Source organism: Clostridium manihotivorum (assembly GCF_004015185.1).
Classification (GTDB): Bacteria; Bacillota; Clostridia; order Clostridiales; family Clostridiaceae; genus Clostridium_AR; species Clostridium_AR manihotivorum.
This window is the reverse complement of the sequence record NZ_CP025746.1, coordinates 5,275,617-5,297,670: the sequence shown is the minus strand read 5'-3', so window position 1 is coordinate 5,297,670 and position 22,054 is coordinate 5,275,617. Positions and strand designations below refer to the sequence as shown.

At 32.0% G+C, this 22,054-nt stretch carries 18 protein-coding genes and 3 pseudogenes; 12 read left to right on the top strand and 9 right to left on the bottom strand.

Features of this window, described 5'->3' with window-relative positions:
* Nucleotides 1-157: 157 nt before the first annotated feature.
* Entirely contained in the window at nt 158-799 is a 642-nt protein-coding gene (locus C1I91_RS23685; protein ID WP_128215119.1) for an oxygen-binding di-iron domain-containing protein, read from the bottom strand.
* A gap of 257 nt (nt 800-1,056) precedes the next feature.
* Here C1I91_RS23685 and C1I91_RS23680 point away from each other — a divergent pair, with 257 nt between their 5' ends.
* The 3 genes from C1I91_RS23680 (at nt 1,057) to C1I91_RS23670 (ending at nt 3,057) form a co-directional block, all read left to right on the top strand.
* Nucleotides 1,057-1,395: a hypothetical protein gene (locus C1I91_RS23680; RefSeq protein ID WP_128215118.1), complete on the top strand. Its 339-nt coding sequence runs from the start codon at nt 1,057-1,059 to the stop codon at nt 1,393-1,395.
* Nucleotides 1,396-1,616: 221 nt separating this feature from the next.
* Nucleotides 1,617-2,138, top strand: a complete 522-nt coding sequence (locus tag C1I91_RS23675; protein ID WP_128215117.1) for an RNA polymerase sigma factor — start codon at nt 1,617-1,619, stop codon at nt 2,136-2,138.
* Nucleotides 2,131-3,057, top strand: a complete 927-nt coding sequence (locus tag C1I91_RS23670; RefSeq protein ID WP_128215116.1) for a DUF4179 domain-containing protein — start codon at nt 2,131-2,133, stop codon at nt 3,055-3,057. The genes C1I91_RS23675 and C1I91_RS23670 overlap by 8 nt, the downstream gene beginning before the upstream one ends.
* Nucleotides 3,058-3,234: 177 nt before the next feature.
* On the opposite strand, the gene C1I91_RS23665 is transcribed toward C1I91_RS23670, so the two are convergent.
* The 3 genes from C1I91_RS23665 to C1I91_RS23655 form a co-directional block, all read right to left on the bottom strand.
* A complete protein-coding gene (locus C1I91_RS23665; protein ID WP_164880712.1) occupies nt 3,235-3,831 on the bottom strand; it encodes a hypothetical protein in 597 nt (198 codons plus the stop codon).
* 383 nt (nt 3,832-4,214) lie between these two features.
* Nucleotides 4,215-4,640, bottom strand: coding sequence for a deoxycytidylate deaminase (locus C1I91_RS23660; RefSeq protein ID WP_128215114.1), 426 nt, complete (start codon nt 4,638-4,640; stop codon nt 4,215-4,217).
* A 173-nt stretch (nt 4,641-4,813) separates the two neighbouring features.
* The gene (locus C1I91_RS23655; protein WP_128215113.1) at nt 4,814-6,145 is read right to left on the bottom strand and encodes a methyl-accepting chemotaxis protein; all 1,332 of its coding nucleotides are present in this window, start codon (nt 6,143-6,145) and stop codon (nt 4,814-4,816) included.
* A 338-nt stretch (nt 6,146-6,483) separates the two neighbouring features.
* Between C1I91_RS23655 and C1I91_RS23650 the strand changes: the two genes are divergently transcribed.
* Nucleotides 6,484-8,775 (top strand): formate C-acetyltransferase, encoded by a 2,292-nt coding sequence (locus C1I91_RS23650; RefSeq protein WP_128215112.1) that lies wholly within the window; start codon nt 6,484-6,486, stop codon nt 8,773-8,775.
* A gap of 108 nt (nt 8,776-8,883) precedes the next feature.
* Here the strand turns inward: C1I91_RS23650 and C1I91_RS23645 are convergent.
* Nucleotides 8,884-10,183, bottom strand: a pseudogene (locus C1I91_RS23645) (IS110 family RNA-guided transposase).
* A gap of 420 nt (nt 10,184-10,603) precedes the next feature.
* Between C1I91_RS23645 and C1I91_RS23640 the strand changes: the two are divergent.
* From C1I91_RS23640 to C1I91_RS23620, 7 genes and pseudogenes are all read left to right on the top strand, one after another.
* On the top strand, nt 10,604-11,449 hold the full coding sequence (locus C1I91_RS23640) for a [formate-C-acetyltransferase]-activating enzyme (RefSeq protein WP_128215111.1): 846 nt from the start codon (nt 10,604-10,606) through the stop codon (nt 11,447-11,449).
* A 132-nt stretch (nt 11,450-11,581) separates the two neighbouring features.
* Nucleotides 11,582-12,448 carry an SDR family oxidoreductase gene (locus C1I91_RS23635; protein WP_128215110.1) on the top strand — a complete coding sequence of 289 codons (867 nt, stop codon included), beginning with the start codon at nt 11,582-11,584 and terminating at the stop codon, nt 12,446-12,448.
* A 361-nt stretch (nt 12,449-12,809) separates the two neighbouring features.
* The gene (locus C1I91_RS23630) at nt 12,810-13,262 is read left to right on the top strand and encodes a NanQ anomerase/TabA/YiaL family protein (protein ID WP_128215109.1); all 453 of its coding nucleotides are present in this window, start codon (nt 12,810-12,812) and stop codon (nt 13,260-13,262) included.
* 304 nt (nt 13,263-13,566) lie between these two features.
* Nucleotides 13,567-13,701, top strand: coding sequence for a hypothetical protein (locus tag C1I91_RS29490; protein WP_275051636.1), 135 nt, complete (start codon nt 13,567-13,569; stop codon nt 13,699-13,701).
* 195 nt (nt 13,702-13,896) lie between these two features.
* Nucleotides 13,897-14,199, top strand: coding sequence for a transposase (locus C1I91_RS29235; protein ID WP_238475876.1), 303 nt, complete (start codon nt 13,897-13,899; stop codon nt 14,197-14,199).
* Nucleotides 14,187-14,900, top strand: coding sequence for a transposase (locus tag C1I91_RS29230; protein WP_238475875.1), 714 nt, complete (start codon nt 14,187-14,189; stop codon nt 14,898-14,900). The genes C1I91_RS29235 and C1I91_RS29230 overlap by 13 nt, the downstream gene beginning before the upstream one ends.
* A gap of 322 nt (nt 14,901-15,222) precedes the next feature.
* A pseudogene (locus C1I91_RS23620) lies at nt 15,223-17,219 on the top strand (fructose-1,6-bisphosphatase).
* Nucleotides 17,220-17,382: 163 nt separating this feature from the next.
* On the opposite strand, the pseudogene C1I91_RS23615 reads toward C1I91_RS23620, so the two are convergent.
* Nucleotides 17,383-18,992: pseudogene (locus C1I91_RS23615) on the bottom strand (IS1182 family transposase).
* Between the two features lie 204 nt (nt 18,993-19,196).
* Nucleotides 19,197-19,862 (bottom strand): bifunctional 4-hydroxy-2-oxoglutarate aldolase/2-dehydro-3-deoxy-phosphogluconate aldolase, encoded by a 666-nt coding sequence (locus C1I91_RS23610; RefSeq protein ID WP_128215108.1) that lies wholly within the window; start codon nt 19,860-19,862, stop codon nt 19,197-19,199.
* Nucleotides 19,863-19,964: 102 nt separating this feature from the next.
* Between C1I91_RS23610 and C1I91_RS28400 the strand changes: the two genes are divergently transcribed.
* The gene (locus tag C1I91_RS28400) at nt 19,965-20,120 is read left to right on the top strand and encodes a hypothetical protein (protein ID WP_164880636.1); all 156 of its coding nucleotides are present in this window, start codon (nt 19,965-19,967) and stop codon (nt 20,118-20,120) included.
* 18 nt (nt 20,121-20,138) lie between these two features.
* Here the strand turns inward: C1I91_RS28400 and C1I91_RS23605 are convergent, their stop codons facing one another.
* Together C1I91_RS23605 and uxuA are read right to left on the bottom strand one after the other, a co-directional pair.
* Nucleotides 20,139-20,996: an SDR family oxidoreductase gene (locus C1I91_RS23605; protein WP_128215107.1), complete on the bottom strand. Its 858-nt coding sequence runs from the start codon at nt 20,994-20,996 to the stop codon at nt 20,139-20,141.
* Nucleotide 20,997: 1 nt separating this feature from the next.
* Complete coding sequence (gene uxuA, locus C1I91_RS23600; RefSeq protein ID WP_128215106.1) at nt 20,998-22,053, bottom strand: mannonate dehydratase; 1,056 nt, start codon at nt 22,051-22,053, stop codon at nt 20,998-21,000.
* Nucleotide 22,054 lies beyond the last annotated feature (1 nt).

The following is a 22,054-nucleotide window of genomic DNA, read 5'->3' as shown; positions in this document are numbered from 1 at the left end:
AAATATTATCCTTAGTTATGAGAGGAGTATTTTGTTAGATAATAGTATATGTATAGATATGATAGTATAATTTAATAATCTGCCTAGTATGAGGAGATTGATTAAAAATAAGGATGTTAGGATACTTGCTATCTCTGACATCCTTTTAGATTTAATTTTATAAAGTTATAAATGGCCCGTGACCACAAGCTATATACTTAATATCTAAAGCTGAAAGTGTAGTCTTTATCTCTTCCAAAGCTTCAGGTGATGGTACTTGCTGCAAGGTTACATTATTGATTTCTGCTTCAATATTAGAACTTATCTCTTGCTCTTTAATGGTATCCCAATGGATAAACAAATCACTGCTAAATAACATATTTCTTGAGGTATCTATAGCTAAGATACCTTCCCATAAGTGCATTTCTGAAGGGTATTTAATAAACTTTAAAGTTAAATCTTCTACTTCAAGAACTTCTTCCGGTTTCTTAACTAAAGTCTTTGTGCTAAAGCCAAATCCTTTAAATTGCATTTCAGTAGTATTTGAGCAAATAACTTCAGCTTCAGGAAAGGCTTCTGTTATCAAGTTTATTCCTCCACATTCGTCACTTTCAAAGTGGGAGACAAATATGTAATTTAGTGATTTACCACCTAGTAGCTTCTTTAACTCTGGTATTAAATTTTTTGCAATAATAACATTACCGGTATGAGCCAGCAAAGTTTGCTTACCTAAAACTAAATATTGATTGAAGTTTATAGCTACATTAGGTATAGAATGATTGAACTTATATACGTTTTCTAAAACTTTAGTAATTTCCATTTTCAAACCTCCTCAAGTTATGTACTGCTTTGAATATAAATCTTATCTTACAGCAGTCTAATAAAATATATAATTTGTAAATAAAGCTTTCATATATAAACTTTTCATTTCAATACTATACTAAAATTATCTAAAAAACAAATTATAATTAATGAATCTTAGTGTATGTGCTAAAATAGAAGAAGGTTTTAAAACTAACATATATTTATATGAGTTATTGTAATTAAACAATACATATTAGAAAGGGATTTGATTCAATGAATAATATAAAAATAGAAGAACTAGCTAAGAAGACAGGTCTAAAAATAAGAATAGTTACCTCGGTTAAGAGTTTCGATACATATAATAGTTTTTTCAATATATATGATTCTTTTGATGAGCCATGCAGAAGGATAGTTGTACTGACTAAGTATAATGATTTAGAAGAAGTTTATGATGAAAGTCCAGATGAACCAATAGTTATAGGTAAATGTATTGGAGGAAACTACTGGCTTAAGGAGTACCCGTTGACTACTAATCCTAATAATATTTTGCTCCAGGAGCTATCAGTAACCCAAGAAGTTGCTGATAATATATTAAAGGAATTAGAAGGCTAGAAGTATCAGCTAACATTTGATAGTATCTTATGTATATTAATTAATCCCCATGAATATTGATTTCAGTAAACACTTGATTGCTTCAAGATGATAAATAAAACATCTGTTGAAGCATCTTTTTTTTACTGTAAAGAAAAGTGTAAAATTTTCTATATTAATGCAACGAAACTACTATATATTTTATCTATATCTATATATGTATTATTAAGAGAGGTGATTTTTTGATTTTGAATAATAGCATAGATTACGAATCAATTGATTATTATAAAGAATTTATGCCTATGTACTTGAAGTGCAATAAGAAGCTATATATAACAGCTTTATTTATGCTAAAAAACTCTCATGATGCTGAAGATGCAGTACAAGATACTCTTATTGCAGCAATTAAAGGCTTTAATAAATTGAGGGATAAAGAGAGTTTTGAGCCGTGGATACTAAAAATATTAGTAAATAGATGTAAAAGATTAAAATTTCTAAGGTTTAAAGATGTGTTTACTGAAACAATTATAGGAGAAAACTTTAATTTTGAAAATTATTTGCTTGATTCAATAACAATAAAAGCTGCTATATTAAGGTTACCTTACAAATACAGAGTGGTTATAATGTTACGCTATTTTAATGATTTAACAATAGAACAGATATCTGATATTTTGAGTATTCCAGAAGGTACTATTAAATCCCAATTACATAGAGGAATAAATAAACTTAAGGATATGCTGAAGGGAGGTATATATAATGAGTAAAATAACTGATGAGTACATTATAAATACTATAAAAGATCTAGAGAAAGATGTAGTAGTTCCTTCCTATTTAAATTCCATTGATAAAACCATTGAAATGAGCAAGAAAAGAAAAAATACTTATAGAAAAAGAAATCTTACCTTTGCTTCAATACTTCTAATTGTTATTATAGCTAGTACTTCAACGGTTTTTTCAAAAACATTTTTACCTATATTTAAGTCTGTATTTGCTGATGAAGGTGTATTAAAGGCACAAGTAAATAATAAGTCACAGCTTGTTGATAAATCCGTAGAAGCTGGAAAGGTAACAGTATCTTTGAAAGGTGTTGTTGCAGACGGGATAAGAACTGTTTTAAGTATAAAAATAGACGGTGATAGAATAGACTTTAAAAACCTTAAACTAGAAGGAGTGTATTTGGTTGACTCCACCGGAAAAAAGTATGAAGTGAGTCATTATGGACAAGGAGAGCTTATAAAAAATCAAAATCACTATGAAACTACCATGGAGTTTAATGGTTCTCCATCAAAAGAAACAAAGCTTAAATTGAATATATCTAAGATAAATCATATTGATGGACCTTGGAATATTGAGTTTAATGTCATACCTACATTGCCTAAAAGTTATAATTCTAGCAGTAACTATTCTGATGGCAAAATAACATTAGAAGTTTCTAAAGCTACTTTTTCAAGCACATATACTGTCATAGAAGGAAAAATTCAAGGTAGTGATTTTAATATTAACTCAAAGCTATCAAACAACAATGGGGAGACTGTATCTCAGCTTTCAGGTAAAAAGCTTCAAGATGGAAGTTTTCAACTATATTACCCACCAATAACAAAAACAAGTGATTTAAATTTAGTTATAACAACTCCAGATGGCTTAACGACTCTTGTAAATATGAAAATAAGTACAAGCAATTAAATGAAAATCTAGAGTTTAAGTTTTTATTTGTGCTAATTATATAATCTATAAGAATATAAGGTTTATTAATGGAAAGTTTGATTAAAGATTAAGAGGTAGTAGCAAGATATAGTGAATTTTTATGAAGAAAAGACTCGCTAAAGAAAGGTGCTTTAGTGAGTCTTTTCATTTCTTATACTATAACTTTACATTCTCTAAATTATTTCTTCTATTGTCCAATGGGTTTAAGTTGATATGATGTACCTTCTCCTCTTCAGAAGGATTCATGATTAGTTTGTCTAAGTGAATTCTTCCGCTTGGAGTGTTTGCTATAACTGAAAGATCATCGTTAGTCTTATGTAAAACCCAGCTATAAGTGTCAGTTACTACGTTGCTCAAATCCTCTTTAGAAATAAGAGCCTTTGAAACTACTTTACCATATTTGTCCTTTAGTAGTATAGCAACTGTGCTTTCATCAACTATTTCGTAATCATTTTTTAGATTTCTTTCAACTATTTCAAGATTTGCTTTTCTATTATCTAATGTATCTCCATTTTTATGTTTTATAGGAGCCTTAGGATTAACATCTAAGACAATACTTTGTAAGCTTTGCTTTAATGGTTTTCCTTGTTTATTTCTTTTTGTAGAGCTTATATTTTCAACTACATAGCTGTTAAGATCTTTATTCCATTCAGCAAACCAAGCACCGCACTGCTTAACTTTATCTATATCTGAAGTATCTATAATAGCTGAAACTTTTTCCCCGTTCTTTTTTAATAGGGAAATTGTAGCCATATCTCCATTTACGTCATATTCATTTTGAAAATTTTTGTAATTAGTATTTATAAGAAACACCTCTTTCATATTTTTAGTACGACAACCAGTATAGCACTTTTTTACCGTAAAAGAAAATGTAAAGTTTTTGGCACATAAACCTAGTGAGTTCAAGGGTTAGGATTAAGTTTTATAAGATCTATATTAATTTATTATTTTAATAGCCATGTATAGGGTTCCATTACGAAAACTTAAGTTATGCATGTTCGAAAATCGTGGTTTCTGAGGATTTTTGCCACATGTATAACTTAATAGTTGAAGTTGGAACCCTATAGTAATAATATTGACAATATTTGAGTATTTAAATCCTTAATAGAGTAAAGAAAGATACTCAAGTGAAATCTTTATACTTGCTCAAGCTCAATGCCACTTCTTTTAAATATCTCTAATGAATATTCATCCATTCGATAAGCATTTCTGTAGTAAATTTTTTTGATTCCAGAAGCCGCTAGGGCAAATGAGCAGTTTAAGCATGGAAAATGTGTTACGTAAGCTACACAATCCTTTAGCGCAATACCTTCTTTAGCACAATAAGTTATGGCGTTTACTTCAGCATGTACTGTAGCTATACAGTGTCCATCTCTCATAGTATGACCAACATCATTGCAATGAGGGTGACCTGATAAAGAGGCATTATATCCTGTAGAACAAATACGCTTATCCTTATTTACTATAACACATCCAACATTAGCTCTATCACAAGTAGAACGTGTGGCTACTTTTTCTGCAATATCCATAAAATAATTATCCCAAGATTGTCTATCTTCCAAAAGAATGCACCTCCATTGTTTTCATTGATTATATTGTAACATAATTTCTACTCTTTCTTCGATCTCTACATTTAGGCTGTCTACACATATTTAATATAGCTTTATCTAAAACATGATTTCTTAAAGAATAAAAAACTTCAACTTACATAGTAAATCGAAGTTTTATTGTCGTATTATAAAGTGAATCTATTGGTTGATTTCTCTAAACTGTTTGACAGGTCTACTTGGTGCTCTATGGAGCTATTAGCTTCCTCCATGATAGTGTTGATCTTAGAAAGACTTTGATTAATTTCCTTTGTGGATTGAGAAGTCTTTTCTGACATATCAACAACCACATCAATAACCTTACTTATTTTATCAATAGAAGAATTCATCATTTTTGCAGATGAGGTCAACTCTGAAGATATTTGATTTATAAGCTTAGCATCATTTTCATATTGATCACCGGTCTGAAGTAGTAACACATAATCATCTTTAACATTAGTGTTTAGATAGTGTAATACATCTTGTGAGCTAATAGAAAGATTGCTAAATACTTCTCTTACCTGAGAAACTAACTCCTCGATGTTAGAAATAGCATCAGTAGATTGCTCAGCTAGCTTTTTTATTTCCTCAGCAACAACTCCGAAGCCTCTACCCTGTTCTCCAGCTCTTGAAGCTTCAATTGAAGCATTTAATGCAAGTAAGTTAGTTTGATCAGATATTTCTTTTATGGTATCAGACATCACTTTTATTTCCTCAACAATTTTACCTGCTTCTATAGCCTTTAGAATCTTTTCTTGTTTTTCTTTATAAGTTATACTTGCATGTTCGAGAGAATAAGAAACTTTTTGCTTCATCTCTGAAGCTCTACTGTCCATTTCCTTAGAGGCATTGAAGGCTTCCTTGACCTTATCTAAAAGGAAGTTAGTAGTCTTAAGTATTTCTTGAAGAGATAAATTTGCTTTTTCAGTAGCATTCATCAATCCTAAAGCTTCATCAGAAAGTACTGCGGAGGTTGAATTAATACTGTCTATGCTATGAGCAGAACTTTCAGTAGATGCTAACAATTCATAACTTGAGGTATTTATAGTATTTGAAATCTTAGTTATATCAGATATCAAGGATTTTATATTGGAATTAGCTTTATTTAAGGAATTGCCAAGTCTAGTTATTTCATCCTTGCCAGTAAACTTCAGCTCTTCAGATAAATCACCATTGCCTAGTTTTTCTGTAAAGGCTAGTACTTTCTTTAATCTTTTTAGAACCAACCTGTCGTAGATGAAGACTATTATAAAAACAGTAACAACAATGCTCAATAAAGAAGAGACTAATACACCTATAGTTCCATCAAAAACTCTTGTATCTACCCCGAATCCTTCTAAAGCTTGTCTACTGTTAGCAATACCTATATTAATTGCCTGTCCTATCCTCGAACTTAGAATTTGTACTATTACCACAGCAAGAATTAGTTTAAATTTAATTGAGTATAATGTGGAATTTAAAACCTTTTCTTTAGTACTCATAAATATCCTCCGTAAATTACGTTTTTTATGTAAATTATATAGTATTCCTTAGTTAAAGTATAGTGCTATAAGAGCTGTATATATAAGCAATTAAGTAGTATTGCTGTTAATAGGCTACTTAAATGTAAACAGTGAGAATAACAAGCTTATATGTGGTAAACTGGAAGACTTACATTCCTTAAAGTTTTTCTGAACATAAAAAGTAATTAGTTATCGATTTTATGTATTAATTCATATTAAATATTATTGAAAATCATATTTTTATAGCTTATAATAATACTAAACAATAACTAACAATAATAAGTAATAATAAAGGGAATGTTTTAGGGGAGGATTAAATGCTTAGTGAGAGAATTCAATTTTTAAAGGATGAGCTTTTTAGAGAAAAGCGACAAGTTTCCCTTGAAAGAGCAAAACTTTATACTGAGAGTTATAAAGAAACAGAGGGTGAGCCTGTAATAATAAGAAGAGCAAAGGCTTTAGCTCATATTTTAGATAATGTAGAGATAGAGATAAAAAAAGGTGAGCTTATTGTTGGAGATAGGACTGTTAAGCCAAGGGCAGGAGTAATATCCCCTGAAATGTCGCCTTACTGGATACTGGATGAATTAGAAGAGTTCCCAACTAGAGCTCAGGATAAATTTGAAATAAGCAAAGAAGACAAGGAGTACTTCAAAACAGAATTGTTTCCTTATTGGCAAGGAAAATCCTTAAAGGATTACTGTGAAGAGCATATTCCTCAAAATATAAAGAAAGCAACAGAAACAAAAATAGTGGCGTTAAATCAGACTGATAAAGGTCAAGGACATATAATCCCAAATTATGAAGTTGTATTAGAAAAAGGTTTAGGATATATGATCAGACAGATTGAAGATAAGGTTAAGAGTTGCCCAAAAAATGATTTTTATAAGGCATCATTTATTGTTTTAACTTCAACTATGGACTATATACTTCGTCATGAAGCCATGGCTGAAATCATGGCAAGAGAAGAAATTAACCTAGAAAGAAAGCTTGAGCTTAAAGAGATAGCAAGAATAGCAAGGAAAATATCTTTTGAAAAGCCTGATAATTTTTATGAAGCGGTGCAATTATTTTGGTATATAAGTGTTGTATTTCAGCACGAATCCAATGCTAGCTCTATTTCCCCAGGTAGATTTGATCAATATATGTATAAGTACTATAAAAAGTCCATTGAAGCAGGAGAAGATAAAGAATTATTAAAAGAAGTACTTAGAGCGCTTTATATAAAGTTTAACACCATAGTTGCTTTAAGGAGTACAGAAAGTGCTAGGTATTTTGCTGGTTTTCCTATAGGATATACCATAGTTCTTGGTGGACTAGATGAAAGCGGTAATGATGCAACAAATGAGCTATCCTATCTTATGTTAGAGATTATGGAGGATATAAGACTTCCACTACCTAATCTAAGTATTCGTGTAGGAGAAAAATCTCCAAGAGATTTTCTTATGAAGGCTGCGGAAGCAATAAGAATAGGGATAGGAATGCCCCAGGTGTTTAATGATGAGGTAAATATATTGGCTTATGTTAACAGAGCAGTAAGCTTAAAAGATGCAAGGGACTATGCAGTGGTAGGTTGTGTTGAGCTGTCTATTCCTAAGAAGACTTATGGACTTCATGATATAGCGTTATTTAACTTATTGAAGACAATGGAGGTCACTTTAAAAGAGAATAGAAAAGGCTTTGATAGCTTTGAGGATTTAATTTCTGCAGTTAAACATAATATATCAAAATATGTGAAGGATATGATTGATGGCTCAAATATAGTGGATAGAGCACATAGAGAATGTGCACCAACTCCATTTTTATCAAATTTCATATGTGGCTGCTTAGAAAGCGGTAAAGATATAACCGAAGGTGGATCGGTATACAACTTCTCAGGTGTTCAAGGAATTGGAGGACCAAATCTAAGTGATTCCTTATATACAATTAAGAAACTGATTTTTGATGATAAGGAAATGACTTTAGAAGAACTTATAGATATATTGGATAGTAACTGGGAAGGAAACGAGCCTCTAAGACAAAGGATTATAAACAAATATTATAAATACGGCAATGATATAGACGAGGTAGACTACTTAGGTTCAGAAGTACTTTCCTATTACTGCCAAGAGGTTGAAAAATATAACAATATAAGAGGCGGAAGGTTCCAACCAGGTTCATATACAGTTTCAGCTCATATTCCTTTAGGAGAGGCAGTGGGAGCAACACCGGATGGAAGGAAAGCAAAAGAGCAGCTGGCAGATGGGGGATTATCTCCTATGGTAGGAAGAGATAGAAATGGACCAACAGCAAGTCTTAAGAGCGTAAGTAAGCTTGACAATTATCTAACCTCTAATGGAAGTTTACTAAATGTTAAGTTTTCTCCTGGAGTTTTAGAGGGACAGGAAGGCTTAAGAAAATTAGTAGCATATATACAGGCTTTTAGCAGATTGAAAATACAGCATGTTCAGTTTAATGTGGTTTCAGCTGAGACTTTAAGAGATGCACAAAATCACCCTGAAAAATATCAAAGTTTAGTGGTGAGAGTAGCAGGCTATAGCGCAATATTTGTTGAGCTTGATACTGGTATCCAAAACGACATCATAAATAGAACAGAGCATGTATTATAGACCAGCTAATAATAGTCAAGTAAATTTATAAAAAAATATTTTTCGAAAAAAAGGGTATAGCAAACAAACCGTTTTAAAACACGAACGGTTACAAAAATTGGAATATAGTTAAGCGACCTTGTTTAAAGAATTATTTTCTAAAAACATTTGTTTATGTATTTTAGGATCTCTTTGCTCAAACGGAGTTTGATTTCGGAGAACAGCAAAAATATAATTTATAATCTTATGCATTATAGCTATTAAGGCGATTTTAGGCTTTTTACCTTTCATATTTATTTGATAATAGTCTAATAGAACTTTGTTTATAGGAATTCCATTACGATTGTTACGAATAGATGCTAATGCAACAGCATATAATGCTCTTCGACCGAAACGAGTTCCTCTTTTTGAAATTTTTTATTATCGCCCTTAAAGTTACCTGACTCATTAACTGAACTATCAATACCAAAGAAAGCAACAAGGTGTTTTGGTTTAAGAAAGCCATCAATATCACCTATTTCAGCTATTAAGGTAATAGCTGTTAAGCGTCCTATACCTGGAATTGAATCAATTAAGTTAATATTATCTCTAATTGAATTAGGAAATGTTTCAGAATTTATAAACGTATTAATTTGCTCTAATATAGTATTTATTTCTGATTCAATAGTCTTTATTAAAGTTATAGTACTATCTATTTTGACGGCTAAACCGTCTAACGGTAAGCCAATGATTTTAGCTTCTTTAGCAGCATTAGTCAATTTAGAATATATATTTTCGGCCCATGCAATGCCTTTTTTAGAGTTGGTAAGGAAAATTGTAATTATATCTTCCTTAGGTGCATCTAAAATTGATTGTGGCGTTGGATATTGACTTAAAAGCTCAAGTGAACTTTTAGAGTTAGAATTTGAAAATATAGTATTATATCCAGGAAAAATAACTCTTAAATCAGCAGATAATTTTTTCTTAAAAGTAGAGCAAGTATCTGTAAGTTTATAATATTCTCTTACAAGATTTTTCAGAAGGAAAACATCAAGATCAAGCTTTGAGATAGCTTAATATTTTGAAATTTTCCTATTGTTGCAATAGATAAAGAGTCTTTTTTATCATTTTTCACTTTTCTTATGTCTCCATTTTTGTTAGACTTAGTAACGAGTGGATTGATAACAAATGTGTTATCAAAATTATTATTAAGATAGTGGAAAAGAGATAAGTGGTACACACCAGTGGACTCCATGAAAATTGCCGTTTTCATGTTAAACTCTTCTTCCACTTTTTTTATTTCATTAACTAAGTGGTCGAAACCATTGAGGTCATGTTTTATCTTAAAGGGTTTCTTATGGATATCACCATTCGGAGCGAGTATCGCAACATATGAAAAATCAGCTGAAACATCAATTCCTACTACAGGACTATAAAAAAATTTAGACATTGTATATATCTCCTTTTAATTAAATTTTAGAGATAGAATAGAACTTCCACTCTATCAGATAGCTTATAACCTTGTTTGTGACACGGGTAATTCCAGAATGGAAACCCAACCAGCTAAACATAGAATTCTACCTGATGGAACGATACGCTAATTTACGGGTATAGGTTCTAAAAGACCTCCCAGGAGGGGTACATCTATCTTCTATTCAGGAGTATTATACTAAACTATATTAAATTTGGTTAGATTCCTTTTGGAATTTAAATAAAAAACTATTTAAGATATGAAATGCATAATCCCTATCGGGGCGTAGGCAAAGTAATAAATAAGAATATTAAAAATAATAAGAAGTGTAATGTTCGTTAGAAAGATAAATAGTTTTCTATCAAATGTTACAACTAGATTATACAAGGAGTGGTTACTTTGAAAAAGGCTATAATATTTAATATGCAAAGGTATAGTCTTCACGATGGTGGAGGTATAAGAACAGTAGTTTTCTTTAAAGGCTGCCCACTTAAATGTCCTTGGTGTTGTAATCCTGAATCTCAAAGCTTTGATATGGATATAATGAAAAAGCCTAATCTGTGCATGAAATGTAATAGTGACAGCTTTGATAAGTGCAATATGAAACCAGAAAAATGTCCCACAGGTGCCTTAGAATATATAGGCAAAGAGTATACGGTGGAAGAAGTTTTGAAGGAGGTAAAAAAAGATATTATTTTTTATGATACCTCTGACGGTGGAGTTACCTTGTCAGGCGGTGAGGTGCTAGCGCAACATGAATTTGCATTGGAATTACTTAAGGGATTGAAAGAACTTTCAATAAATACAGCTATTGAAACCTCAGGTTTTGGAAATACTAAAGGATTATTGGAACTAGCTGAATTTTTAGACTTGATTCTATTTGATCTTAAAATAATGGATAGAGATAAAGCAAAGAAAGCACTAGGTGCAGATACAGATCTAATAAAGAAAAATATAAAGGCTTTGGTAGAAAATAATAATAATAAGGTAATACCTAGGATACCATTAATTCCTGGATATACTATGGAGGAAAAAAATATAGCTGAAATTATAGCATTTGTTAAGGAATTAGGATTGAAAGAAGTTCATATACTTCCATTTCATCAGTATGGAAGTAAGAAGTATGAGTATCTCGAAAAAGAGTACAGCTTGTTAGAAATAAAAGCTCCAACAGGTGAAGAAGTAGAGGCTATAAAGCAAAAAATGGAGCAACAAGGGCTAACTGTCTTTGTTGGTGGGAGGTAGCTAAATATACTAGCAGCTCGCTCATATAGCATCTCCTTCATAACCACTTAATTTAAACAATATTCTTAAACGTACTCTAAATATAAGCACTGAATAAAGTGTACAGTAGCAATAAGAATGGAGGAAATAAATATGGAAAAGATTTTATTAACCGGTGAAAATGGATTTTTTGGAACAAGGTTAGCGGACTATTATAGTGAAAGATACAAGGTTATTATAACTGATAAAGAGGATTTAGATATAGTAAATGAAGAAGAGGTGTTGAGAGCTTTTCAAGAAATTAAACCTGATTATGTGATTCACGCTGCAGCTATTGCAGTTACAGACTTTTGTGATAAGAATCCTGAAATAGCTTATAAGATAAATGTTCAAGGAGCTGTTAATGTAGCTAAGGCTTGTAAAGACATAGGAGCAAAGATGGTATTTATAAGCTCAGAACAAGTTTTTAACGGCAATTCTAACAGAGGACCCTTTAGTGAAGAAAACATACCAGTGCCTAACACTATATACGGTGAGAATAAGCTTGAAGCTGAAAAGCTAATAAAGGATATTTTAGAAGAAGTGTGGATTTTAAGATTTACCTGGCAGTTTGGACTTCCACAAAGAGGCTTCAATATGGCTTCTAATATTCTATGGGACACAATGACCGCTATAATGAAAGGAGAAAGAATAAAGGCTCCTACAAATGAGTTTAGAGGAATGACCTATGTATACGAACTAATAGAACAATTTGATAAAATATTTGAGATACCTTACGACACTTATCATGTAGGAAGTCAAAACGATTTAAGCAGATATGAAGTTGTAAAATTTATAATAAAGCAGCTTGGACTTGATTACAGAATGGATGAACTTCTACAAGCGGATACAGAGAAATATAGTGATAGTCCTAGAGATATAAGACTTGATACCAGCAAGATTGCAGAGTATGGAATAAAGTTTGATACTACAGAAAAAGGTATAATTAGATGCTTAAATGAGTTTAAAATTAGGTTGTAGGTTATAAATAAAAAGGCTGCTCCCAGATATATTAACTTGGAACAGCCTTTTTAACTTTTTAATTATTAAATTTCATTGAATTAGAAGCTTTTATCTAGAAGAAAAATGTAAAGTGAGATTTTTAGATAATTAACTGTGCAACTTTTGCAATTTTAATAGCAAGAATAGCATATTTTTAAACCTAAGCTTCCTTTATAATTAATTTGTTAACAGCATAAAAGAGTATATTAGGTATCCAACTTAAACTATTAATTTATGCATGCCCGATGATCCCAAGAAGCCGGGATTATCGAACATGTATAAATTAAGTTTTCATAAAGGTTCCCTATAAGTTAATAAACAATTTAAGAGGTGAATATAAATGATTATTGATAAATTAGATAATGGATATGATTATTATGGATTGGAAGAAAGAATAAGAAAAGCACTGGATTATTTGAAAAATACAGATTTAGCTGAATTAGACCCAGGAAAATATCAAATCGAAGATGATAAGATTTATGTAATGGTTTCAGAATATGATACTAAATCAGCAGAAGGTGCATTATGGGAAGCTCACAAGAAGTATATAGACATTCAATATATGATAAATGGCTCAGAAAAGATGGGCTATACTAATGTAGATAATATAAATATTACTTCTCAGTATGATGAAGAAAAAGATGTTATGTTTGGTACAGCAGATGGAGATTTTGTATCAGTAGAAGCAGGAATGTTTGTTATTTTCAATACACAAGATGGACATATGCCTTCTATATGCTTTGAGAAATCAGAAAAAGTAAAGAAAGCTGTTGTTAAGGTACTTGTTGAGTAGGAAAATAAGAATTTTGGAACTGTAATGCATTGATTAAAATTAAAGATATTAATCTGACAGAATTTCTTTACATATGTGTAGAAAGATCAGATGAGCAAAAATTCACTGAAGAAGATCGCTCAATGTCATTAAGTTAAGGAAAGGCTTGCATCACAAATATGTGCTGTGGGTCTTTTTTATTTTTTTTAATTATCACTTGACAGCATTTCAAAAATATGTGGCCGCTTTCACTACCAATTGTTTTAAAGGTAGTGAAAGCGGCCCTTGTAATTAGAGAGAAATTTCAATTACGAGGAGAATACATATGAATACTAAGTCACAAGAATTGAGATCCACTTTATTTGAACTTATTCAAGAGCTTCATGATAATCCTAAAGAGAATATTAGAATCCCGACAAGGATTTCCTTAGAAATCGAAAACTTCCCTTTGATAAAATAATTTTTTCTTTGCTAGAATGGAAGGAAATACTTTAAGTAATGAGCTTTTAAATCAATGGGGATGCTCTATTGACACAGCTACATCGGCGGCCTTTGTTCAACAAAGGGCAAAGATCTTGACTACGGCATTTGAAAATTATTTCATAACTTCGTTAACAAAACAACAACTGATTATCTATTTAAAGGCTATCGCCTTTTGGCTGTCGATGGATCTGACATACATATTCCAACAAATAAAAACGATTTGGATTCCTTATATGAATTTAAAGACTCTAGGAAACCGTACAACCTTTTGCATTTAAATGCATTATACGATCTTAATCAACATACCTACGAGGACGTAATTGTGCTGAGAAGAAAGCTTTCCAATGAATGTAAGGCATTAACAGACATGGTAGACAGATCTACTATTAAAACTCCAGCAATTATCCTTGCGGATCGAGGGTATGAATCTTATAACAATATGGCACACATTCAACAAAAAGGATGGAAATTCTAATAAGAATAAAAGATTTTCATGGTCATGCATCAGGTATTTTACATGGATTTGAACTTCCATCTGCTGATGAATTTGATGTTGATATTGATTTAAACCTTACTAGAAAACAAACTAATAAAGTGAAAGAATTGCTTAAGGATAAAAACCATTATAGACTAATTGGGAAAAATAAGACATTTGACTATCTCCCAGAGACAAATAGAAAAAGTGATCCTACAGTAATGTACAAACTACCGTTTCGGATTGTACGATTTAAAATTACTGATGATACTTATGAGGTTGTTGTTACAAACCTAGATAGAACGAAATTTTCACCTCAAACACTAAAAGAACTCTATTTCAAGCGTTGGGGAATTGAAACATCATTCCGTGATTTGAAATATACTATTGGATTGCTACATTTTCATTCAAAAAAGGTGGAGTACATACTTCAGGAAATATATGCAAGGCTAATTATGTACAACTTTTCTGAAATAATTACCCAACACGTAATCATAAAGAAAAGGAACAGGAAATACGACTACAAAGTCAACTTTTCTGTTGCAGCGCATATATGCCGACAGTTTTTCCTTGGTAAAGTTACTCCACCTAATATAGAAGCTTTGATTGCTAGGCACATAACACCGATTCGACCTGGTCGTTCGCGACCTAGAAATATGTCTGAAAAAACATCCGTAAGCTTCATGTATAGAGTAGCATAATAATGATTAATTTAATAGTTTTTTTTAGCGGGATATATGCCTGCTTTATTTGCATGCAATTTTTAAAATTATTTTCTTCATTTCGGTTGAACATTTACAGCTAACTCTGAAAAAAGAAGCTATCACTTTATGTAATAGCTTCTTGAATTCTCTTAACTTAATGCCATTGAGAACATCGCTTCAGTGAATTTTTTATCCTTTTCGTTAAAAAATATACAAAATTGATGCTTTAGTTAATATATATTATACTTTATATTAGAGGAAACATTTACAACTGCTAATTTAAGATTAAAATTAGTCGATGATTTTAGGAGGGTGTGTAATGCCATATATTGAAGAGGATTCAAGTCAAGAATTTCAGGATAAACTGAAATATCTAAAACTCCTATCTAATAATTACCCAACTATAGCGGATGCTTGTACTGAGATTATTAACCTACAAGCTATTTTAAACCTTCCAAAAGGAACGGAGCATTTTTTATCAGATATTCATGGAGAGTATGAACCTTTTATACATGTATTAAATAATGCTTCTGGAGTTATAAAGCGTAAGGTTGATGATATTTTTAAGAATATACTAAGTCAAAAGGAAAGAAAAAGCCTTGCAACCCTAATATATTATCCAGAACAAAAAATAGAGCTGGAGCTTAAAGGTCAGCAGAACATTGAAGATTGGTATAAGATAACTTTATATAGACTTATTGATATGTGCAGATATGCATCTTCAAAATACACTCGCTCCAAGGTAAGAAAAGCACTGCCAGTGGACTTTGCATATATCATAGAAGAACTTCTTCATGAGCAGCCAGATAGACTAGATAAAGAGAAATATTATGAGGAAATAGTAAAGACTATCATTAGAGTTGGAAGAGCCAAAGAGTTTATAGTCGCGCTTTCAAAATTGATTCAAAGGCTTGTAATAGATAGACTTCATATTATAGGAGATATATTTGATAGAGGCCAGGTCCTGATATCATTATGGATACGCTTATAAATTATCACTCTATAGATATTCAGTGGGGAAATCACGACATAGTTTGGATGGGGGCGGCATCAGGCAGCGAAGCTTGTATTGCAACAGTACTTAGGACTAGTGCCAGATATGGAAATTTGAGTACTATAGAAGATGGATACGGAATAAATCTTCTTCCACTAGCTACCTTTGCTATGGAGTTTTACAGTGAAGACAAATGTGAAATCTTTAAACCTAAGGTTGACAATGAAAGAGCTTGCAGTGAGAAGGATGCAGAACTTATAGCTAAGATGCATAAAGCCATAACAGTGATACAGTTTAAGCTTGAAGGAGAGATAATTAAAAGACGACCTTACTTCAGAATGGACGACAGATTAATATTAGAGAAGATAGATTATGAGGAAGGCACTATTAATATAGATGATAAAGTATATAAGCTAAGGGACTGTAATTTTCCAACTATTAATCCTGATAATCCATATGAATTAACTACTGAAGAGCTAGAACTTATGGAAAAGCTTAAATCTTCCTTTCTAAATAGTGAAAAGCTTCAGAATCATGTTGGCTTTCTTTTTGCAAAGGGGAGTATGTATTTAAAGTACAATTCTAACTTGTTATTTCATGGGTGTATTCCACTTAATGAAGATGGAAGCTTTAGAAAGGTAAGCATAGGAGCTTCTGGTAGAGAGTACAGCGGAAAAGCTTACTTAGACAGATTAGAGATTTTAGTTAGAGAGGGATATTTTTATAAGAATAATCCTGAGGCTAAGCTCTATGGCATGGATATAATCTGGTACTTATGGAATGGTGCTGATTCACCACTTTTCGGTAAAGATAGGATGACTACCTTTGAAAGATATTTTATAGAAAATAAAGAATCGCATATTGAGAAGAAAAATTATTACTTTGAATTAGAAGATGATGAAAAAGCTTGCAACATGATCTTTGAAGAGTTTGGATTAGATCCAATGATATCTCATATAATTAATGGTCACGTACCTGTTAAGATAAAAAAAGGCGAGAGTCCAATAAAGGCAAATGGCAAGCTACTGGTTATAGATGGAGGCTTCTCCAGGGCTTATCAACCAGAGACAGGGATAGCAGGATACACTTTAATATATAATTCTTATGGACTTTTATTAGTATCTCATGAACCCTTTGAGTCAACCCAAAAGGCCATTGAAGAAGAAAAGGATATTCTATCAACTACAACAGTGTTAGAACAGGAAGTTGATAGAAAGAGAGTTGGAGATACTGATATAGGAGAGGAGCTAAAGGTTCAAATACAAGATTTGGAGTGGCTTCTTGATGCCTATAGGAAAGGTTTAATAAAGGAACAGAGGTAGTAAATAAAGGGAGTGTCGCGAAATGATTAATTTTTAATCAGGAGCGATGCTCCTTTTCGGCTTAAAGAAAGAAATATCCACAAAATTGAAATATCAAATCAATTTTGTGGATATTTTTGAATTTTAAACGCACTTAAACAAACCTAGCGACCAGGTTCCATAATTAGGCAGTAGGTTTTAGTTCATGAAGATGTTTTTGAGTTCTTCCATTTTGTATTTTTGAATGTAATTTATTAATGTTATAGCCAATACAAAGTAAAATAAATTCAGTTTTAACACTAATTTTTCCACGTGTTAAAAATCTATTGAATTCATAATCACTTTTAAGAACGCCAAATGCTCCTTCGACCTGAATAGATCTATTCATTCTTAATTTAGTTCCAAATTCAGTTGTAATATTTCTATAAGATACTTCACGCTTTTCAACAAAAGTTTTTGACACTTGCATCTTTCTATTTCCTTTTGCTTTCGTGCACTTCGATTTATGAACGCAGTTTTCACAGCTTTCACACTCATAAATAGTAACTTCTGATTTGTATCCACTGGCGGATCTTCTATGAGTAATCGAAGTAGGGAGTAACTTTCTATTGTTATTGCAGACATAAAAATCTGATTCGGCATCATATTTCATATTTTCTCTCTTGCTTATATCATTTTTAAAACTTCTTTTTTTCCATTTCTCATAAGTTTGAGGCTTTATGTATGGAATCTGATTATTGGATTCTAAAACAAATAATTCTCTTCGCTTTCATAACCAGAATCTGCAATTACATTATGATATTTATGACCAGTTTTCTCTTCCATATTATTAAGCATAGGTATTAATGTTGATATGTCATTTCTATCATCAAATATTCCGACGCCGGTTACGTATTCACTTTCGACTCCGATTTGTACATTATATGCCGGTTTTAATTGTCCATTTCTCATATGATCGTCTTTCATTTGCATGAAAGTTGCGTCTGGATCAGTTTTAGAATAACTATTTCTATTTGAAAATATAGTTTTGCTGAAATTATATTTTTCTTGTCTCTCTTTATATTCCGATAGTTGTTCTGTCCATTTCTGAATTTTAGTTTTTCTTTTACCTATCCCGTAAACAAATTCTATGTTTCTATTCTCTTTTTCATGTAAAAGCCATTGAAGTATTTTATCAATATCAACTATCAATGTTTCTTTTTCGATACTAAATTCTTTCAGTTCCTCAAGGTTGATATTTTTAACAAGAGTAAGAATTTTATCAAACATTTTCTCTTCATTCTTGTAAATAGCTTTCTTCCAAACAAAAGTATATCTATTGGCATTCGCTTCGATCTTAGTACCATCAATAAATACATTTTCAAATAATATTTCATTATGATTAGCTAAATAATTAACTTGCTGATAAAATAAATCTTCAATCACTTCGTCTGATAGATACTCTTTACGAAATCTACTAATTGTAGTATGATCAGGTGCTTTGCATCCTTTTAATAGCCACCTGAAATTTATATCTCTTTTACATGATTTCTCTATTTTTCTGCTTGAATATATATTTTGAGAATAAGCATAAGATATTATTTTGAACATGATTTTTGGTTCCACTGCCGGTTTTCTTCCGAAGGAAGAGTACGCCTTATACAACTTTCTATAATTTAATCCCTCCAATACATGGCTTAGCAAGCGGACTGAATCATCTTCAGGTATCAAGTTTTCTAAGTTTAATGGTAATACAAGTTGAAAATCATCATTAAACTCGGTATAATTTTTATTGTATGATTTAGTTAGTAGCATAATTTAATTATACAATTAATGTGAGTTCTTCGGAATTCACATTTTTTTATTTCGGCAAAAAAATTGGCTGCTACCAAACTAACTATGTTAGTTTTGCAACAGCCCCTTCTTTGGGTTATGACATACGGAAAGGCATATACACAAAAATTCACTAAAGAAGATAACTTTAGTGAATTTTTTTTATTTTGTAAATAATCTGATAAGTTATATTTTATTTGAAACTAAAATATCTCTAGCTACTCTAACTGCATCAACAAACTTAGCAGCAGTTTCTGTAACTAACTCATAATTGCCGGTGCTAGCACCTTTAGTCAAGTCACTGCCTGTACCAACTGCAATGGCACCAGCTTTAATCCAGTCCTTTACATTGTCAAGATTTACTCCGCCGGTTGGCATGAAGTTACCTTGCGGTATAGGTCCTTTGAAGGAGCTTATTATGGATGGCCCAAAGGCATTGCCAGGAAACACTTTTATGATCTCAACTCCAAGTTCAAGAGCTTCTACAGCTTCTTTAACTGTCATTATACCAGTCATTATGGCAATTCTATATCTATTGCAAAGCTTCACAGTTTCAGGATTTAAACTAGGGCTTACTATGTACTTTGCTCCTGCTAAAATACAAGCTCTTGCAGTCTCAGGATCAAGCACAGTTCCAGCTCCTATAAGTATGTCCTTATCATCTTTATAAATCTCAGACAGTTCTTTTATTATATCTAAAGCACCTGGAACCGTCATGGTTATTTCCAAAGCCTTAATTCCACCTTTTTTTACAGCCTCAACGATCTTTATACCTTCTTCTTTTGAGTTAGCTCTTATAACAGCTACAAGTCCATATTCACTTAACTTCTTTATAGTTTCTAATCTTTGCATTTTACACCTCTAGAGTTTTTAGTATTAGATTTTGTTTTAGAGCATAGTTGAAATTTAGGTGTTGCTAGGGTAGATGTTATATGAACAAGCTATTAGAGTTAAATGGTTTTCTCAGATGTAATGGCGTTAAAAACTGTACTGTTCGAACGTAGTGAGTTTACAGTTTTAGCCATGGAATATGAGGAAATCATATTAATTCTTTGCGAAGTTCATCAAAACATCGGAGGAGCGACACCTAAATTTCAACACAGTGCCTAAACATAATTGTTGGTAATATTATACCCCTGAGTAAGCGGAGAAGCCGCCATCTATTGGGATTACTATACCATTAACAAAGCTTGAAGCATCTTCATTTATTAAGAATAGAAGTGCACCGATAAGCTCTTCAGCTTCTCCAAACCTTCCCATTGGAGTGCTGTTTAGTATCTTATGTGAACGTTCAGTATAGCTTCCATCAGCATTCTTAAGTAATGCTTCATTTTGCTTAGTTACGAAGAAGCCTGGTGCTATAGCATTTACTCTTATTCCAACCTTTGAGAAGTGAACTGCAAGCCACTGAGTAAAGTTTGATATAGCAGCTTTTGCACCTGAATATGCAGGGATTTTTGTAAGTGGAGTAAAGGCATTCATTGATGAAATATTTATAATGCTGCAGCCCTTTCTTCCTATCATATCTTTTGCGAATTCTTGAGTTGGAAGCAGTGTTCCAAGGAAGTTTAAATCAAATACAAATCTTACTCCATTTTCATCAAGATCGAAGAAGGTTATAAGGTCTTCATTGCCTTCTTTTAAGTCTTCTTCATATAAATATTCCTTAGTAGTTGTACCCTTTGGATTGTTTCCACCAGCACCATTTATAAGTATGTCACAAGGACCGAACTTATCTGATACTACTTCATGAGCCTTTTTAAGACTAGCTTTATTAAGCACATTGGCTTCAACACCAATAGCCATTTTACCATTTGCAACAACTTCAGCAGCCTTCTTTTCAGCATTTTCTAGACTTAAATCAAGTATTGCAACCTTTGCACCACATTCAGCAAGGGCATCAGTCCAGGAACTTCCAAGTACTCCAGCTCCTCCTGTTATTACTACAACTTTGTCTTTTAAATCTATATTAAAAGGTAATTTCATCTTATTTATCTCCTTTACTTGTTTTTTCAAGAGCTTCCCATATACCACTGATATACATAGCACCTAATGCACGGTCATATAAGCCATAGCCAGGTCTACCTGTTTCACCCCAGATCATTCTTCCATGGTCAGGACGAAGGTATCCGTCAAAATTATTCTTATGAAGTACTTTCATTATTTCAACTATATCTAAAGAGCCGCAAGGGGAGTAGTGAGCACTTTCTTCAAAGCTTCCATCTTCAAGAAGTTTTACATTTCTAACATGCATGAAGTGAATACGTCCTTGGCTAGAATATTTATCTACCATTTTTACGATATCATTAAAGCTTGCTGATCCAAGAGAACCTGTACAGAAAGTAAGACCATTATATTTGCTATCTACAAGTTTTAAGAATCTATCAAGATTTTTTTCATTAGTTATAATTCTTGGAAGACCAAAAATATTGTAAGGAGGATCATCTGGATGAATAGCCATCTTTATATCACATTGCTCTGCCACAGGGATGATTTGCTTTAAGAAGTATTCTAAGTTGCTCCATAACGCTTCCTCATCAACCTTTGAGTACTTATCAAATAAGTCAGCTAGTTGATACTTAGTGTAGCTGGAATCCCAACCAGGAAGTGATAGTTCACCAGTAAGTGGGTCCATTTTTTCTAATTGCTCCTTATAGTAAACAAGTGCAGTTGAACCATCCTCTAATACCTTATCAAGCTGAGTTCTTGTCCAGTCAAATACTGGCATGAAGTTATAACATATTACCTTAACTCCTGCTTTTGCAAGGCTTCTTATATTTTCTTTATAGTTTTCTATATATCTATCTCTTGATGGAAGTCCAAGTTTTATATCCTCATGTACTGGGACACTCTCTATCACATCGAACTTTAAGTTAGCAGCTTCTACATCAGCTTTTAACTTAAGAATACTTTCCATGCTCCATTTTTCTCCTACAGGAACATCGTAAACAGCAGTTACAATACTGTACATACTTGGGATTTGTCTAATATATTGAAGCGTAACAGCATCGTCAGCCCCATACCATCTAAATGATAATTTCATA